15 protein-coding genes and 1 pseudogene are annotated in these 16,092 nt (G+C 60.1%); 11 read left to right on the top strand and 5 right to left on the bottom strand.

Features of this window, described 5'->3' with window-relative positions; all coding sequences use genetic code 11:
* Positions 1–15: 15 nt before the first annotated feature.
* The 3 genes from HMPREF3011_RS09310 (at position 16) to HMPREF3011_RS09300 (ending at position 2,391) form a co-directional block, all read left to right on the top strand.
* Positions 16–414, top strand: coding sequence for a hypothetical protein (locus HMPREF3011_RS09310; RefSeq protein WP_049172374.1), 399 nt, complete (start codon positions 16–18; stop codon positions 412–414).
* A gap of 190 nt (positions 415–604) precedes the next feature.
* Positions 605–1,954: a DUF445 domain-containing protein gene (locus HMPREF3011_RS09305; protein WP_070841421.1), complete on the top strand. Its 1,350-nt coding sequence runs from the start codon at positions 605–607 to the stop codon at positions 1,952–1,954.
* A gap of 80 nt (positions 1,955–2,034) precedes the next feature.
* Positions 2,035–2,391 carry a DUF2516 family protein gene (locus HMPREF3011_RS09300; protein WP_370550396.1) on the top strand — a complete coding sequence of 119 codons (357 nt, stop codon included), beginning with the start codon at positions 2,035–2,037 and terminating at the stop codon, positions 2,389–2,391.
* Between the two features lie 150 nt (positions 2,392–2,541).
* On the opposite strand, the gene purU is transcribed toward HMPREF3011_RS09300, so the two are convergent.
* The 3 genes from purU to HMPREF3011_RS09285 all read right to left on the bottom strand — a co-directional run bounded on the left by purU (position 2,542) and on the right by HMPREF3011_RS09285 (position 4,857).
* The gene (gene purU / locus HMPREF3011_RS09295; RefSeq protein WP_070841420.1) at positions 2,542–3,447 is read right to left on the bottom strand and encodes a formyltetrahydrofolate deformylase; all 906 of its coding nucleotides are present in this window, start codon (positions 3,445–3,447) and stop codon (positions 2,542–2,544) included.
* A 17-nt stretch (positions 3,448–3,464) separates the two neighbouring features.
* Entirely contained in the window at positions 3,465–4,235 is a 771-nt protein-coding gene (locus HMPREF3011_RS09290; protein ID WP_070841419.1) for an LmeA family phospholipid-binding protein, read from the bottom strand.
* A gap of 124 nt (positions 4,236–4,359) precedes the next feature.
* Complete coding sequence (locus tag HMPREF3011_RS09285) at positions 4,360–4,857, bottom strand: DUF2505 domain-containing protein (protein ID WP_070841418.1); 498 nt, start codon at positions 4,855–4,857, stop codon at positions 4,360–4,362.
* A gap of 85 nt (positions 4,858–4,942) precedes the next feature.
* Here HMPREF3011_RS09285 and HMPREF3011_RS09280 point away from each other — a divergent pair, with 85 nt between their 5' ends.
* Positions 4,943–6,118, top strand: coding sequence for a UDP-N-acetylmuramate dehydrogenase (locus HMPREF3011_RS09280; protein WP_070841547.1), 1,176 nt, complete (start codon positions 4,943–4,945; stop codon positions 6,116–6,118).
* A 301-nt stretch (positions 6,119–6,419) separates the two neighbouring features.
* On the opposite strand, the gene HMPREF3011_RS09275 is transcribed toward HMPREF3011_RS09280, so the two are convergent.
* A complete protein-coding gene (locus tag HMPREF3011_RS09275; protein ID WP_083327084.1) occupies positions 6,420–8,255 on the bottom strand; it encodes a long-chain-fatty-acid--CoA ligase in 1,836 nt (611 codons plus the stop codon).
* Between the two features lie 270 nt (positions 8,256–8,525).
* Here HMPREF3011_RS09275 and mshA point away from each other — a divergent pair, with 270 nt between their 5' ends.
* From mshA to HMPREF3011_RS09250, 5 genes are all read left to right on the top strand, one after another.
* Positions 8,526–9,788 (top strand): D-inositol-3-phosphate glycosyltransferase, encoded by a 1,263-nt coding sequence (mshA, locus tag HMPREF3011_RS09270; RefSeq protein ID WP_210401658.1) that lies wholly within the window; start codon positions 8,526–8,528, stop codon positions 9,786–9,788.
* A 59-nt stretch (positions 9,789–9,847) separates the two neighbouring features.
* On the top strand, positions 9,848–10,333 hold the full coding sequence (locus HMPREF3011_RS09265; RefSeq protein ID WP_038627527.1) for a type III secretion system chaperone family protein: 486 nt from the start codon (positions 9,848–9,850) through the stop codon (positions 10,331–10,333).
* A 70-nt stretch (positions 10,334–10,403) separates the two neighbouring features.
* Positions 10,404–11,150 carry a phosphoglyceromutase gene (locus HMPREF3011_RS09260; RefSeq protein WP_038627529.1) on the top strand — a complete coding sequence of 249 codons (747 nt, stop codon included), beginning with the start codon at positions 10,404–10,406 and terminating at the stop codon, positions 11,148–11,150.
* A gap of 132 nt (positions 11,151–11,282) precedes the next feature.
* Positions 11,283–12,590 carry a sensor histidine kinase gene (locus tag HMPREF3011_RS09255; protein WP_038627531.1) on the top strand — a complete coding sequence of 436 codons (1,308 nt, stop codon included), beginning with the start codon at positions 11,283–11,285 and terminating at the stop codon, positions 12,588–12,590.
* Between the two features lie 3 nt (positions 12,591–12,593).
* Positions 12,594–13,289 (top strand): response regulator transcription factor, encoded by a 696-nt coding sequence (locus tag HMPREF3011_RS09250; protein WP_070560750.1) that lies wholly within the window; start codon positions 12,594–12,596, stop codon positions 13,287–13,289.
* A 51-nt stretch (positions 13,290–13,340) separates the two neighbouring features.
* Here the strand turns inward: HMPREF3011_RS09250 and HMPREF3011_RS09245 are convergent, their stop codons facing one another.
* Entirely contained in the window at positions 13,341–14,273 is a 933-nt protein-coding gene (locus tag HMPREF3011_RS09245) for a DUF3109 family protein (protein WP_070841416.1), read from the bottom strand.
* 34 nt (positions 14,274–14,307) lie between these two features.
* Here HMPREF3011_RS09245 and HMPREF3011_RS09240 point away from each other — a divergent pair, with 34 nt between their 5' ends.
* Together HMPREF3011_RS09240 and HMPREF3011_RS09235 are read left to right on the top strand one after the other, a co-directional pair.
* Complete coding sequence (locus tag HMPREF3011_RS09240) at positions 14,308–15,246, top strand: Ppx/GppA family phosphatase (protein ID WP_161798944.1); 939 nt, start codon at positions 14,308–14,310, stop codon at positions 15,244–15,246.
* A gap of 1 nt (position 15,247) precedes the next feature.
* A pseudogene (locus HMPREF3011_RS09235) lies at positions 15,248–16,092 on the top strand (hypothetical protein); the annotation flags it as partial.

Here is a 16,092-nt window from a genome sequence, read left to right as displayed (position 1 = left end):
GAAGGGACATAGATTATGGCGAATGCAGTCAAGCGTTACCAGGGCGAAGAGCACTTCGTCGACGGTTACGTGCCTCAGAGCATGAATGCCGAATACTCCTCGCTTCACAAGAGCATTACCTGGATTGGCATGGGACTCATGCTCGCCTCTCTGGCGGCTTGGGGCACCTTCATTTTCGGTCTCGCAACGACCGTTTTTGCCGACCAGACTGCTGCCTCTCACAGCAACGGTTTCCTGGCTAAGGATGCCGCCAACTACACCGACTACACCGGTGGTTGGAACTTCGACGGCAGCGTGTTCATGTGGGCTGGCCTGGTAGTTGCACTGGTTATGGTTATCGCGGGTGTGGCCTGCATCTCCATCGGTCGTCGTGACTACAAGGCTTACCGAAAGGAATTCGGCACTCACCACTAAAGGCTTGCCCCAGTTTAAAGGGGCTCGCCTCTAGGCGGATGTAACGCTAGCCTTTTGAACTAGCACCTCCACAGTTGATGCCACTGTGCACAGTGCGCTGGGGTGGGGAAGTACTGAGAAGTACCTCTCTCACCAACAGCGGACTGCGGCGCGGTGGCATTTTCGCGTTTTCGGCGCCTAATCTATACACATGGATAACAACCCCGCTAAGCTGCCGGCAGCTGTCGATTCGGTTTCGGACCGTCTCGCAGTTCCCGGGCCATCACCTGAGGTTGAAGCGGAAAAACGTGCGCAACTGCGTAAGGCCAAGGCCTTCGCTACGATGCTGCTGGTCATCGCAACCGCTGTGTATTTCACATGCCGCGGTATTGAGTCTTCACACTTATCCGCAGGCGAAGTTGTGCCCGCGTGGGTGGGCTACGTTCGCGCTGCTTCTGAGGCCGGCATGGTCGGTGCCCTCGCCGACTGGTTCGCAGTCGTAGCTCTGTTCCGCCACCCGCTCGGCATCCCTATCCCACACACCGCTATCGTCCGCCGCAAAAAGGACCAGGTCGGTGAGTCCCTGGCGCAGTTCGTCGGAGACAACTTCCTGAACCCCGCCTTGATTGTGGACAAGGTGCGTAAGGCCGAGATCCCTGAGCGTATCGGCGAATGGCTGGTAGCGCCGGGAAACGCCGACAAAGTGTCAGCAGAGGTCGGTAAGTTCACCGGAAATGTGCTGGAGGCGATTAATCCCGACGATGCCGCCGCAGTGCTGAAGTCAGCAGTCATCGATGAAGTTGCAGCTCCGGAGTGGGGGCCACCAGCGGGTAAGGTTCTCGAGCAGCTGATTGAAGAGGGGCGCACCGAGCCCATCGTCCAGCAGATGGCTGAGTGGCTGCACCGGAAGTCGCTGGGCTCGCAGAATCTTATCGACCGCCTCGTCGGAGAGCGCGCCCCATCCTGGGCGCCGAGCTTTGTCAACGATCTCATCGGCGACAAGGTCTATCGTGAGTTGGTTGATTGGACCTGGCAGGTGCAGCATGACCCTAAGCACGACGCGCGCCTGGCACTCCACCGCTTCCTCACGCAGCTCGCCATAGATTTGCAGAACGACGAGAAGACCATCGCCAAGGTCGAAGAGATTAAGACCGACATTCTTTCGTCCGCCGCCGTCACACAGGCACCGGCGAAGATTTGGGCATCAACATCCGCAAAGCTTGTCGACGCTGCCCGCGACCCGGACTCCCTGCTCCGTCGGAAGGTCTCGGAAACGGCCGCCCGCTACGGCGAGCGGATCCAATCCGATCCTGAGTTGCGCAAACGAATGGACCGCCGTCTGGAAGCGGCTGTCGTCTTCATCGCTGAGAATTACGCGGGCGAGATTACCTCGATCATTTCCGAGACCGTCGAGCGTTGGGACGCCGATGAGGCTTCCGACAAGATTGAACTGATGGTCGGTCGCGATCTGCAGTTCATTCGCGTTAACGGCACGGTTGTCGGATCACTGGCCGGTTTGGCTATTTACACCCTGTCGACCTTGGTGTTTGGGGCTATTTAGCAGCACAACCCAGCACATCAGACGGTGTGCGTTAGCATGTAAAAAGCAATGCATCCCTGTTAAAGGAGTTGTTCCCCCCGGTGCGCCTGTTACCATCTTTGCCCAGTCTTGCGGACTCGCCGCTAGTGGCGATTTCCGTCTATGTGGACGTCCTGTTTCAGTTCGCCATTCCGTTTGTCATCGGCATCTTGGCGCTAATCGGTGCGGTGCTTGTCATCACCACCCGCGCGGATGCCTTTGACGCTGCAGACCGCAAGAGCCGCAACGTCTGGGCCGGCATGCTGGTCGGTTCGGCGATTTTCCTGCTCCTGCCGTGGCTGGGCTGGGCAATGCTGGGCATCCCGCTGATTGCCGGGCTGGTCATCACGGGTATTTACTGGCTGGATGTTCGCCCACAGATCAAGGACATTTTGTCGAACGCACAGGGCGGTTATTAGTCCCGGGCGGGTGCTAGGTTGCACTACTGAGAAAGTGTCTGGGTTTATGGCAGTTTCTGGGTGAAAAACCCGGTTATTCTGTCATAAACCCAGACACTTTCTTTTTTGGGGGGCTGGTTCCCTGAAAACCTACTGGAACATCACGGTAACCTACTGGAACACCACGGTGCGGTTGCCGTAAACCTGCACACGATCCTCCAGGTGCCAGCGCAAACCGCGGGCGAGGACCTGCTTCTCCGCATCGCGCCCCTCACGCTGCATGTCCGCAGCGGTGTACTTGTGGGAGACACGCATGACGTCCTGCTCAATAATCGGACCATCGTCGAGGTCCTCAGTGGCGTAGTGGCAGGGGGCACCGCTGAGCTTCACACCACGTCGATAAGCCTGCAGATACGGGCGCGCGCCCATGAACGACGGCAGGAAGCTGTGGTGGATATTGATCGCGCGGCCTTCCCACTTCTCGCACAGATCCGGCGGCAGAATCTGCATGAAACGTGCGAGCACGATGGCATCCGGGTTTTCGGCGTCGACGATCTCGGCGACCTCATCGAATGCCTTACGCTTGCCGACGGCATCCTTGGGGAAGGGCACGTGGTGGAAAGGAATGTCATACGCTGCGACCAGTGGCTCCAGATTGCGGTGGTTGCCAACTACTGCAGCGATTTCCATCGGGTAGTCCGACTGTGCGACGCGGCCGAGCAGATCCTGCAGGCAGTGGCCTTCCTTGGTCACCAGGATGACAGCGCGCTTCGGGACGGCGTTGTCGGTGACCTTCCAGCGGACCTCAGGGCCCCAATCACCGACGAGCTCAGCGAACTTCTCGCGCAGCTCTTCTACAGTCAGGTCGAGCGCGTCGGCGCGGACCGCCTGGCGAGTGAAAAACCATCCGGTCTCCGGGTCGGAGAAAAAGTCCGCCTCGGTAATCCACGCACCAATGTCGGACAGGAAGGTCGACAGGGTGGAAACGATACCGGTACGGTCTGGACAGCCGAGCGAGAAGATGTACTGGCGCTCGGTGGGAGTACCGCTTTTTGCGGTGATGAGAGAGCGAGTCATTCTCGGTATCTTACCTGCTAGCTAAAGGTAAGTTCGTTCACGGTCGACAAAGGCAGATTTGCGCCCGTCAGTGTCAACGCCAGGCCCTCCCCGGTGACGTGTGCTTCCTCCACCTGCATGCCGTGGCCGATGTCGTAGCTCAACAGCGTACCGCTCGCTTCTCCCAGCCAGCCGGCCAGGCCATCGAGGTTTAAGCCGAGGATTGAGCCGCCCTCCAGGTTGATTTCGATATGACCGCCGTTGGCAATCGGGCGGAACTTGGAGGTCGCAAATCCGGAGGCGAATTCAATGCTGAAAAGGCCTTCGTCTGGCAGCGGCGTGATTGTGGAAGCGCGTACACCGCTTTCCCGGTTAATCAGCGCCTGCAGCAGCTGAGGTGGGATCGTGACATCTACTCGCAGCGACTCTGCCGTGGGATCCGCGCGATTGCTCAGATCCACGTTTTCCAGGTGCACTTCCGCTGCCGGGTCACCGTTGATCTCCGGTGCGCCACCCAGCGCCTCCGGGTTCTTGACCTCCAGTGTGTTCGGAGTGGACAGGTCCATCGAGGGCACGGACTTCGTGGCTAAGGCGAGCAGCATCGGGCGGGTGCCGAAAGAAACCTTGGGGTCCTCAGTGACCGTCGCACCACGCTCCTCGGCGGAGGTGCGGTAACCGTCGGAAATCTCCTTGCTCACGAACATCCGGACGCCGATTTCGCCGGCAATCGCAATAAGCGCCACCACGATGATGACACCGAGGACGGTGGGCAGGACTTTGACGCTCGAAGAGCGTTTAGCAGAACTCATGGTTCCCAGTCTTGCTTAACGACGGCTCCGTCGCTACCACCTATCTTCGCCAGGTATCCGCCGGGGAGCCCGGCAAGCCTGGCAAGCCCTTCCCCGGTGCCACCCGGTGCCCCCGGTGCGCAACCTACTTAGCGACGTAGTCCGCCAGTACCGCCGTCTCAGCGTTAAGGACGCGCTCCAGGTACGGAGCGGCCTTCTCCTCGAGCTTGCCACCGAGCAGCGGCACGTTGATGGCGAACTCGGAGTTGGTGGTCAGCACTGCACCTTCACCCTGGGCGGTGAGCTTCTGGGACGCACTGAAGGACGCCGGTACGCCCGAAGCTTCTGTGGTCACGGTGGAGGTCGCGCCGTCGTCGTTAAGCGGGCTGATGACGAACGTGCGGGTCATGCCGACCCCGGACTTGACGAACTTCTGCGCCTGCGCCGGAATCTTGTCGGCAGCGACGGTCTGGCGAATCACGACGGTGGTGCCAGCGTCGGTGGTCTCGAACTTCTCCACCTTGCCGTCAGCTGCCGAGAAACGGTTTGCGACCTTCTCCCAGAAACCGGCGTCGGTGAGGGCCTCGTAAACCTTCCCAATCGGCTGGTCGAAGTTGACGGTGTGCGTGTTAGTCGTAGTCATGCGCTTGATAATACGTAATTTGCACTACGCTAGGGGCGTGGAAAATCTCGACCAATCGCCGAACCCAATTCATCTGACCTCCGACATGGAAGAAGCCATCGATGGGCTTGCGGGGCTAGAGGGGGTGGAGCTCAGCACGCATACCGCTTTCTCGGATCTGACGACGCTCCGCCTCGGCGGGGTGCCGCGTGCCGTCGTCCGATGTAGCACGACGGACGCTGTGGTTGATGTTGTACGCACGCTTGACGACGCTAACGTGCCCCTCCTCATCGTGGGAGGCGGATCCAACCTGGTCGTAGCCGATGAACTCGATCCGCTGGTGGCTGTGGTGATCGAGGCTGACAACGTGGCCATGAGCACTCGCGGACACGGGTTGGAGTCCGTGTCGGCAATCGTGGAGGCCGAGGCTGGTGCAGTCTGGGACGAGGTCGTGGAGATGAGTGTCGACGCCGGTTTTGGCGGCCTGGAATGCCTGTCGGGTATTCCGGGATCGGCCGGAGCCACACCGGTGCAAAACGTTGGTGCCTACGGTGCTGAGGTATCGCAGGTTCTGGACGCGGTGCAGCTTTACGATCGCGTAACCGGCTCGGTCGAGTGGGTGGAACCGGAGTCCCTCGATCTTTCCTACCGCTACTCGAACCTGAAGTTCACCGCACGGGCAGTGGTGCTGGCCGTGCGGTTCGAGCTCAGCGTGGATGGGATGTCCGCGCCACTTCGCTATGGCGAACTGGCGCGGCGCCTGGGCGTCGACGAGGCCGAGGCTGCGGCTGGCGAGATTCGCAGGCCGGCTGAGCTGGTGCGCGAAAAGGTGCTTGAGCTGCGCCGGGGCAAGGGCATGGTTCTCGAAGATGCTGACCGGGATACCTGGTCGGCGGGTTCTTTCTTTACCAACCCGATCATTCCGGAGAACTCGGTGGAGACCGTGCGTGCAAAGGTTGCCTCGCTGCGTGGGGCTGATGAGGCCGCGAATATGCCCGCATTCCCCGCTGGCCCCGGCCACGAGGGAGCCGTGAAGCTCTCGGCGGCGTGGCTTATCGAGCGCGCCGGGTTCCCCAAGGGCTACCCCGGTGACGGTGCGCCCGCACGACTGTCGACTAAGCACACTCTGGCACTGACCAACCGCGGGATGTCCGGCGATGGTGCGCCGACGACCGCTGCCGACTTGGTGGCTTTGGCACGCGATGTGCGTGCTGGTGTGGAAAAGGCCTTCGGCGTGACCCTGGTGCCCGAGCCGGTGTGGGTCGGCGTGAGCATTGATTAGGCCCGCGGCGGGTGGCTGATGGCCAGTGGGGGGCGGACTGGAGAGGCTGGCGGGACTGCTGGGGCTGACCGGGGCGCTGGGGCTGATAGAACCGCCGGGTAGTCCTCAGTTTGCGCTCCCGGGCCTTCTCCCAATGGCGGGGATAGAGAAAGTGACTAGGTTTATGACATGTGAATAGTATTCACCCTCAGTTTTTTGTCATAAACCTAGTCACTAAGTCTGGGGGGAGCCGGGGTCCGCCTTAAAGGGATAGGAGCCCGCTCTACTCAGGCCCCTATCCCAACTACAAAACCACCGTGACCTAATGGTGCTTGCGGTGGGAAAGCGAATCGACGCTCTGGCCCTTCTGCTCCAGCTGCGTGAGCAGCACGTCGCGGACATCGCGGCGGCGGACCTTGCCCATCTGGTCGCGAGGTAGTTCCTCCAGGTGGAAGAATGCGCGCGGCACCTTGTACCGGGTCAGGTTGTCGTAGCAGTGGTCGCGGTAGGCGTCAGAATCCAGTCGGGCGTAGTCAGCAAGGGTAATGGCGGCCACGACCATCTCGGAGCCGTCACTCTTCGGCAGGCCGACGACCGTGGCATCGGTGATGTCCGGGTGGGAGAGCAGTACTTCCTCGACTTCGGCCGGGTAGACATTGAAGCCACCTGTGATGATGACCTCCTTGATGCGGGCAACCAGCTTGATGAAGCCGTCCGACTCCATGACTCCGACATCGCCGGTGCGGTACCAACGATCGCCAGCGGGAAGCTCAGCAGGCCCATCGGTGAAGGACTTCTCCGTTGCCTCCGGGAGGTTGAGATAACCGGCGAAAACCTGTGGGCCTCGGACGATGACCTCGCCCTCCTCGCCGTCAGCGCGGAGCTTGGTGGGATCTTCGGGGTCAACGATGGCGACCTCGGTGTCCGGGAATGGCAGGCCAACGTAGCCGGGGCGGCGGTTACCGTCCATCGGGTTGCCGACGATGATCGGTGACGTTTCGGTGAGGCCGTAGCCCTCGACAAGGCGCCCGCCAGTGAGTTTCTCCCACTTCTGCACAAGGGAAACCGGCAGGGTAGCAGCACCGCAGAAGGCGAACTTCACGCCGGAGAGGTCGACATTATCGCGCTCGGCGGCTTCGACAATCTTCTCGTAGAGAGTCGGCACACCAGGCACCCATGTCGGGCGATTGTTCTTCATCACCTTCATAATCAGCGGAATCTCCGGTGCCGGCACCAGCACCAGTTCAGCGCCAATCAGCATGGACAAGTTGGTGACAATGGTCAGGCCGTAGGCATGGAACATTGGCAGGATGCCGAGGGAGATTTCCCGCTCCTTGCCAAGGCCCGGCACCCAGGCCTTGCCCTGCAGAATGTTGGCGACCAGCCCGCGGTGGCTCAGCTGCGCGCCCTTTGGCGAGCCCGTGGTGCCAGAGGTGTACATCATCACTGCAGTGTCATCGGCAATGATGGATTCATCGGCCTGGAGGTCGTGGCCGTCTCCGCCGACGGCGTCGTGAAGCAAAGCGTCAAAACCCATGACCTGCGGTGCGGAGGAGTGCAGCTTAGCGCGGGCGGCGCGGAGTTTCGGCAGCGGGATCGACAGGGCGGTGCGCATGACAAACGGCAGGTCCTGCAGCATATTGACCGCGATGATGGTCTCGAGCGGGGTGTTGTTGCGGAGGTCTTCAAGTACGGGGACGATCTTGTCCCAGCAGATGGCAAAGCGGGCGCCGTGGTCGTTGAATGGGTGGCGCAGTTCGTGGGCGGTGTAGAGGGGGTTGTGCTCTACGGCAACAGCGCCGAGGTGCAGAACTGCCCAGTAGGCGATGACGTGCTGCGGGCAGTTCGGCATGAGCAGTGCCACGCGATCGCCTTTGCGTACGCCAAGTGCGCGCAGGCCGGCGGCAACGCTGCGAACCTTGGCATCCAGCTCGGCGTAGGAGGTGGAGCGACCGAAGAAGGTCAATGCCTTGCGGCGCGGGTGGTTGCTCAGAGTGTGGCGGTAGACGTCTAGGAGGGTGTCGAAGTTGTAGTCGATGTGGGGTGGGGTCCACTCCGGATACAGGTTCAGCCAGGCCTTGGAGGCCGCAGCGTTGGGTGTGGAACCGTTAGCTGGGGCAGAGTTTTTTTCAGCGCGCGAGCTGGATGTATCGGCCATGGGGTCCTCCTAGTTTTTGTGTGTGACCTGACCACGTCGTGAGGTGATAATAACTTACGACGTAGTAGGTATCGACCCCTATTGTGCCGTACGTCGCACTGCAATGTCGGGATTTCTATACACGTATTTGAGGTACTCATTTGCGGGGTTGCCCTTGGAATAGGCACTCTGGGCAGTATGACCGAAACATTTCCGTCGGCAACGGCGGGCGCAGACGCCGCCACCCCAAGCACCACTTCTAATACCCCGGCGTGGCCGAACCGCATCGCGATGATCTCCATGCATACCTCTCCGCTGGAGCAACCGGGCATCGGTGACGCTGGCGGCATGAATGTCTACGTGCTGCGCACCTGCGAGGAGTTGGCGCGACGCGGTGTGAAGGTGGATGTTTTCACTCGCGCCACGCGTTCCAGCGATGGACCGGTGATTCAGGTCAGTGAGAATTTCCGTGTCATCAACATAGTGGCTGGCCCATATGAGGGGCTGGAGAAGTCAGACCTGGCTACGCAGATGCCGGCTTTTGCTGGCGGGGTTATTGAGTTCGCCCGCAAACAGGGGATTGAATACGACCTGATTCATTCGCACTACTGGCTCTCTGGCCAGGTGGGGTGGTTGCTGTCGGATTTGCTTGATATTCCGTTTGTGCACACGGCGCACACGCTGGCGGCGGTGAAGAACCTCCATCTGGCGGAGGGGGATACGCCAGAGCCTGAGTCGCGTCGTATTTGTGAGCAGCAGATTGTGGACAATTCGTGCCGGCTCATCGTCAATACAGATGCCGAAGCTAAGCAGCTCGCGGATCTCCACGATGCCGACCCGTGGCGCATCAATGTCGTGCCGCCCGGGGTGGACGTGGAGCTCTTTTCGCCGGGCAGCGATCGTGCCACCGAGCGGTCCCGTCGTGAGCTGGGCATCCCGTTGCACACTAAGGTCATTTTGTTCGTTGGTAGGCTGCAGCGGCTGAAGGGGCCGCAGGTATTGCTGCGCGGTGTTGGCGAGCTCATGCGTCGCCATCCCGCCACTAATGTCCGAGTGATTATCTGCGGTGGCCTGTCCGGTTCTGGGGTGCACGCGCCCGACGAGTTCACCAATCTCGCCGCGGAAGAGGGGATTGATCACCTAGTCCGTTTCATGCCCCCGCGCCCGCCGCAGGACCTGGCGAAGCTCTACCAGGCCGCAGACATCGTCGCCGTGCCCAGTTACAACGAAACTTTCGGGTTGGTGGCGATGGAGGCTCAGGCCACCGGCACTCCCGTTGTCGCGGCGAATGTTGGCGGGCTCTCCATCGCTGTCGACGATGGGGTCAGCGGTTTGCTTGTCGACGGTCACGAGCCCGCAGCCTGGGCCGATGCCCTCGGTCGCCTGGTGGAGGACGACGAGCTGCGCATTAAGTTGGCCACCCAGGCGCGCGAGCACTCCGTGGAGTTTTCCTGGCAAAAGACCGTGGATCGGTTGGCCGATGTCTATCATCGAACCGAACTCCAAAAGGAAAATTGTCCCGGCTCTATCCGGGATGCGGGTGGCTCTCGGTAGGTTTCGTTAGCTTCAGAATCGCCAGGGCCGTAGCCACATAAACAGGGAGATGATTCACGATGAGCACGGACATCCAAGGACTGCTGAAATTCCTCGGTGAGCAGCTAGAACGTCTCGGTGTTGAGCATGGCATTGCCGACAATGCCGCCGTGGTGGTTCTGCCTGGTAAGAAGAAGCTAAAGACCGTCGTTGGTCTCATCCCGGCGCCTGACTCCCTGCGTGTCGAAGCCTTCGTTTGTCGCGCTGTCGAAGAAAACCACGAGGCCGTCTACAAGTGGTTGCTGCAGCGCAATCGTCGTCTGTTCGGCATCGGTTACACCATTGACGCCGCAGGCGACATCTACCTGGTTGGTCAACTGCCGGCTCAGCTTTCCGACGATGACCTCGATCGCCTCCTTGGTCAGCTGCTGGAGACGGCCGATGGGGACTTCAACCAGATCCTCGAACGCGGCTTTGCATCGGCCATTAAGCGCGAGTGGGAGTGGCGGGTTGACCGCGGGGAAAACCTGGCCAATCTGGAGCAGTTCCGCCACATGGTTGAGTAGCCGGGGGTAGTAACCCACATAGCGGGGCAACGAACGGCGGGCTGTCCAGTTTTGGGGCACAATTGGGGGTATGAGCAATGGAAAACTGATTCTTGTCCGTCATGGCCAGAGTGAGTGGAACGCATCCAACCAGTTCACGGGCTGGGTCGACGTTGCACTGACCGACAAGGGCCGCGCTGAGGCAGTACGTGCCGGTGAGCTGCTCGTAGAGGCAGACCTGAAGCCGCAGGTGCTCTACACGTCGCTGCTGCGTCGCGCAATTAACACCGCACACATTGCCCTGGATACCGCTGACCTGGTGTGGATTCCGGTTATCCGTGACTGGCGCCTGAACGAGCGCCACTACGGTGCTCTGCAGGGTCTGAACAAGGCAGAGACCAAGGAGAAGTACGGCGAGGACCAGTTCATGTCCTGGCGTCGCTCTTACGACACTCCGCCGCCGGAGCTGTCGGATGACAGCGAGTTCTCGCAGGCTAATGACCCGCGTTATGCCAACCTGGATGAGGTTCCGCGCACGGAGTGCCTCCTGGACGTCGTCAAGCGTTTCATTCCTTACTTTGAAGAGGAAATCCTGCCGCGTCTGAAGGCCGGTGAGACTGTCATGGTGGCAGCTCACGGTAACTCGCTGCGTGCACTGGTCAAGCACCTGGACAACATCTCGGACGAGGACATTGCCGCTCTGAACATCCCGACCGGTATCCCGCTGGTTTACGATTTTGATGCTGAGGGCAAGGTTTTGAACCCGGGTGGCACCTACCTGGATCCGGAAGCTGCAGCTGCAGGTGCTGCTGCTGTTGCCGCTCAGGGCAACAAGTAAAAATGTAGGTGATTGATAGGCCGATAAGGGGCGCAGCCAAGTGAGGCTGTGCTCCTTGGTTTATTTAGGGCTAGCGAGCGCAATAGTTTTTTCAGCGCGCGCGGATTGTGAAAAGAGCTTAGGGTAAGACCCGTGTCAAAAATCATTATCGCTGCTCTACTAGGTGCTGCGGTTATGGCAGCTGTGCTGATTCTTGGTGGAGTTGTCTCGGGTGCCTATAACGCCGCTCGGCGCCAGAGGAGCGACGAGGAAAGTACAATAACCACCATGGCGCAGGTCATGCACCTGGCCATTCAGAAGTCTCCGACGGGGGTGGTGGTCGTTGACATCTCCCGTGATTTGATTTTGTCCAACTCCATGGCGCACAAGTTGGGGCTGGTTTATGAGCGCCGCCTGAATGATGTGGGCTGGGAAGCTGCAGAAAAGGTTTTTGACTCGCAGGAGGACCAGGAGCTGACACTGGTGCTGCCGTCGCGCCGGGCAGGGGCGCCGGACACGATCGTCCGTTGCCAGCTGACTCCGCTGTCACTGGTGGATGACCGTTTTGTGGTGATTTACGCGGCGGATGTCTCCGAACAGGCTCGCATGGAAGCCGCACGACGTGACTTTGTGGCCAACGTTTCCCATGAGCTTAAGACTCCCGTGGGGGCTATCAGTCTGTTGGTTGAGGCGTTGAATGAAGCTACCGACGACCCGGTGGCAGTGCGTCACTTTAGTGAGAGTCTGACGCAGGAATCCAAGCGGATGTCGACGATGATTACGGAGCTCATCTCGCTGTCGAAGCTGCAGGGGGCGGAGCCGCTGCCGGACATGTCGCCCGTGAAGGTTGAAGAGATCGTCCAGGCAGCGGTGCGTCGTAACCAGATGCTCGCGGAGCAAGCGGGTATTGAAATCACCGTTGACTGTGAGCCGGAGTTGGTCGTTGAAGGTGATCGCAGCCTGCTGATCACTGCGGTGTCCAACCTGATTTCAAACGCCATCAACTACTCGCCAGAGGCCACGCCTGTGTCCGTGACTGCAGTCACGGAGGATAACGACACCGTCGCTATCCGTGTAACTGACCGCGGTATTGGCATTTCTCAGGCGAACCAGAAGCGCATCTTCGAGCGCTTCTTCCGTGCGGATAAGGCACGCTCGCGGGCGACAGGTGGTACAGGCCTGGGCTTGGCAATTGTTAAGCACGTCGCAGCGAACCACAAGGGAACCGTCAAGCTGTGGAGCCGACTGGGCACTGGATCGACCTTCACCATTGAGCTACCGCTGATGGACAAGACCGGTTCCGCGTCGAATGACGGCGATGTATCTGCACGTTTGCCAATCGGGCACACTCCGCCTGCGGGTAAACTTGTGGCTAAGAAAAGCGCGCAGCGTGGTACGGGCAAAACCCGCGGCAAGGATAAGGATTCCCAGAACAAGGATTCCAAGGAAGGAATGAAGTAATCCGTGACTGAGGTACTTATTGTCGAAGACGAGACGGCTTTGGCGGAGCCGCTAGCGTTTCTGCTGCAGCGCGAGGGATTCGAGGTGCGGATGGCCGCTGACGGCCAGGAAGCACTTGCAGAATTTTCCCAAGCAGAACCGGACATTGTGCTGTTGGATCTCATGCTGCCAGGTATGAGTGGCACCGAGGTCTGCAAAAACATCCGCTTAAAGTCCTCTGTCCCAGTGATTATGGTCACCGCCCGTGACACTGAGATTGACAAGGTCGTCGGCCTCGAAATTGGTGCGGATGACTATGTGACCAAGCCTTATTCCTCTCGGGAGCTTATTGCCCGTATCCGGGCTGTGCTGCGACGCGGTCGTCACGACGACTCCGACGATGTCGAGGAGATCTACGAGGAGGTCTTGCGCGGCGGCCCGGTCGTGCTGGACGTCGAGCGCCATGTAGTCACCGTTGACGGCGATGATGTCGCAATGCCGCTCAAGGAATTTGACCTACTGGAGTACTTGCTGCGCAACCGTGGTCGTGTGCTCACCCGCGGCCAGCTCATCGACCGCGTCTGGGGCTCCGACTACGTCGGCGACACCAAGACGCTGGACGTACACATCAAGCGTCTGCGCTCCAAGATCGAGCGCAATCCTTCCTCGCCGGAGTTCCTGGTCACCGTTCGCGGCTTGGGTTACAAGTTCGAGGACTAGCTCAGCAGACTGCTGCCGACAATCTCCGCCGTCGGTCTGAGAAACCCCGACTTAAACCTCGTCCGGTGCCAGCCCCTCGGCCGCTGCGCGTGTGGCCGGGTGAATCGCCAGCAGCGGGTAGCCGCTCGGCCCGAACGCTTTGGCCGCGCCCGCTGCCTCTCGGGCCCGGCAGTGCTCCGCCAGAATTTCGTAGCACTCTTCGCCGATGAGCTCGATTAGCTCGGACTTGTGCGTGCGCCACATCGGCTCGCCACCGGCGTGTGTGGCCGGCGCACCCGTGCAGAACCACTCAAAGTCCTCGCCGCCATTGCCCCAGGCGCGACGATCGTATTCAGTAATGGTTGTGCGCAGAATCTCCTGGCCGTCTGGGCGTTCCTCCCAGTCCTCAAGTCGGCGCAGCGGCACCTGCCAGCACACATCCGGCTTGACCTTCACGGGGTCAATGTCGTTGGCCATCGCCCACTGGTGGATGGCACAGCCTGCACCATTTCGCCACCCCTCACGGTTGGCAAAAATGCAGGCATTCTTCACGACCTTCGTTTTCAGAGCAGGCTCAGGCTCTCCGTTTTCGTCGTCAAGCTCGTCCCACACTAACCACGGTTCCAACGACTCGGAGGGATCGGTTTCGTAGGTTTCGAGCCACTTCAGCGTTTGTCTGGGGCGGTTCTGCCACCACTGGGGCTGTGCGGAGTCGCCTTCCATCCGCTTTACGACGTCAATAACCCTCTCGCGGTCTTCGTCGTCGGTGATAAAGGCGCCATGGCCGCAGCATCCGACATCCGCGTTCGCGGAGTCGATTCCCAGGCAAGCGGAGGTGCCGAAGGCGCATTGATAGGAGCTCATCAACCAGGTTAGGTCGCAGGTGATGATGTGTTCTGGGTCCTCTGGGTGGGCGAACTCGAACCACTCTCGGGGAAAATCATAGGCGACTTCAGCGGGAGATGGTTGTGGTCCGCGACCGGGGCGGGGGTGGGGTTGATTCACACCAATACACCGTAGACCGTCTAACCTACTAAGAGTGAGATTAGGTGTATTAGATGTAGGTAGTAATACCGTCCACTTGGTGATGGTGGACGCCCGCCGGGGCGGACATCCGACTCCGATGAGCGATTCCAAGTCGACGATGAAGCTGGTCGAGTACCTGGATAAGGACAACAACCTGTCCAAGAAGGGCATTGACAAGCTGACGGGCTATGTCGCTGAATCCAAGGAATTGGTTGAGCAGATGAAGTGCGAAGAGATGATTAGCTTCGCCACTTCGGCTGTTCGCGATGCCGCCAACGCGGACGAAGTACTCGCTCACGTCGAGAAGGAAACTGGCATTAAGCTGCAGATTCTCTCCGGTGAGGACGAGGCTCGTCTGACCTTTTTGGCAGTACGGCGCTGGTACGGCTGGTCTGCTGGTCGTCTAATCAACCTGGATATCGGTGGCGGTTCTCTCGAGCTGACGTCGGGTACCGATGAGGATCCGGAGGCCGCGTACTCACTGCTGCTCGGTGCGGGCCGTTTGACTCACGAGTGGTTCGAGACCGACCCGCCGGAGCGCAAGAAGATTGACCTGCTGCGCGACTACATTGATGCTGAGCTCGCTGAGCCGGCTCGTCATCTGCGCACGCTTGGTGAGCCGGACTTGGCTGTCGCTACCTCGAAGACCTTCCGTACTCTCGCCCGCCTGACCGGTGCAGCTCCTTCCGCTGCTGGTCCGCGCGTTAAGCGCACCCTGACTGCGGCTGGTTTGCGTCAGTTGATTGCGTTTATTTCACGCATGACGGCGGCTGACCGTGCTGAACTTGAGGGTGTTAGTGCAAATCGTTCTCACCAAATTGTCGCAGGTGCTCTCGTTGCAGAGGCTAGTATGCGAGCATTGGGATTAGAGAAGGTCGAGATTTGTCCTTGGGCTCTGCGCGAGGGCATTATCTTCCGACGACTGGACAGTGACCTATACGGAAAGGGTTGAGATGAGCGAGGAAAAGCTCACCGTTGCCGAACTGCTGGCGCGGCGGCAGAAGGAGGGAGCCCCCTCTGAACCACCGCGGCGCCGCCGTCGACGCAGCCTTGAAGACGGCGGTGTGTCCGTTCAGGAACTCACTGGCTCAATCCCTCGCGTTAAGGCCGGCGAACCGCGACGCGGTGCACACGCTCTTTCCAACGCAGACGACGGTCAGACGACTACGAGCGATCTGCTTGCCGACGAAGCTGCGACCAACGCCACCGAAGAAGCACAGGCAACCGAACCGGAGGCAGAAGCTCCGGAGCACTCGGAGGCCGTTGCTGAGTCAGTGATAGTTGCTGAAGAGGCGGATTCTTCGGAGCTTGAGGTTCAAGCTGAGGCCGAGGCTGAAGCTGCTGCTCGGGAAGAGGAAGAGCCAGAATTAATTGAGGCTGACACCGAGGTCGCTGACACCGAGGTCGCTGAGGCCGAAGCTGACGAAGTTGCCGAAGAACCGGCTGTTCCGGTTGCTCCGGCAACTCCGCAGCAGGAGCAAGCTGCGCCGAGCACGCCAACTACGCAGCCAGCAGCCCCTGCGGTGCCGCTGGCAATTCCGATGGAACCCCGTCCGGTCATGGTCAACTCCGAGCGTTCGGAGATTACCTATACCTTCACCGAACTGCGTGACATGGCAGACGAGTCGCAGCAGATTGGGGAGCCGGGGCCAGTCGCTCGTGCAGTACTCACCGGTTCCAACGCTTACGACGACCGTCCGACCGCCTCTATTCCGGTTGTCCAGGACAATGTCGACGAAGCGTCTGAGACATCCGCTGAATCGGATGACGTCGACGGTGAACAGCTTGCTGAGTCTGA

It is taken from the genome of Corynebacterium sp. HMSC074C04 (genome assembly GCF_001838295.1).
GTDB lineage: Bacteria > Actinomycetota > Actinomycetes > Mycobacteriales > Mycobacteriaceae > Corynebacterium > Corynebacterium amycolatum.
The sequence above is the reverse complement of the archived record's forward strand: the minus strand, read 5'-3'. Positions and strand labels throughout refer to the sequence as shown.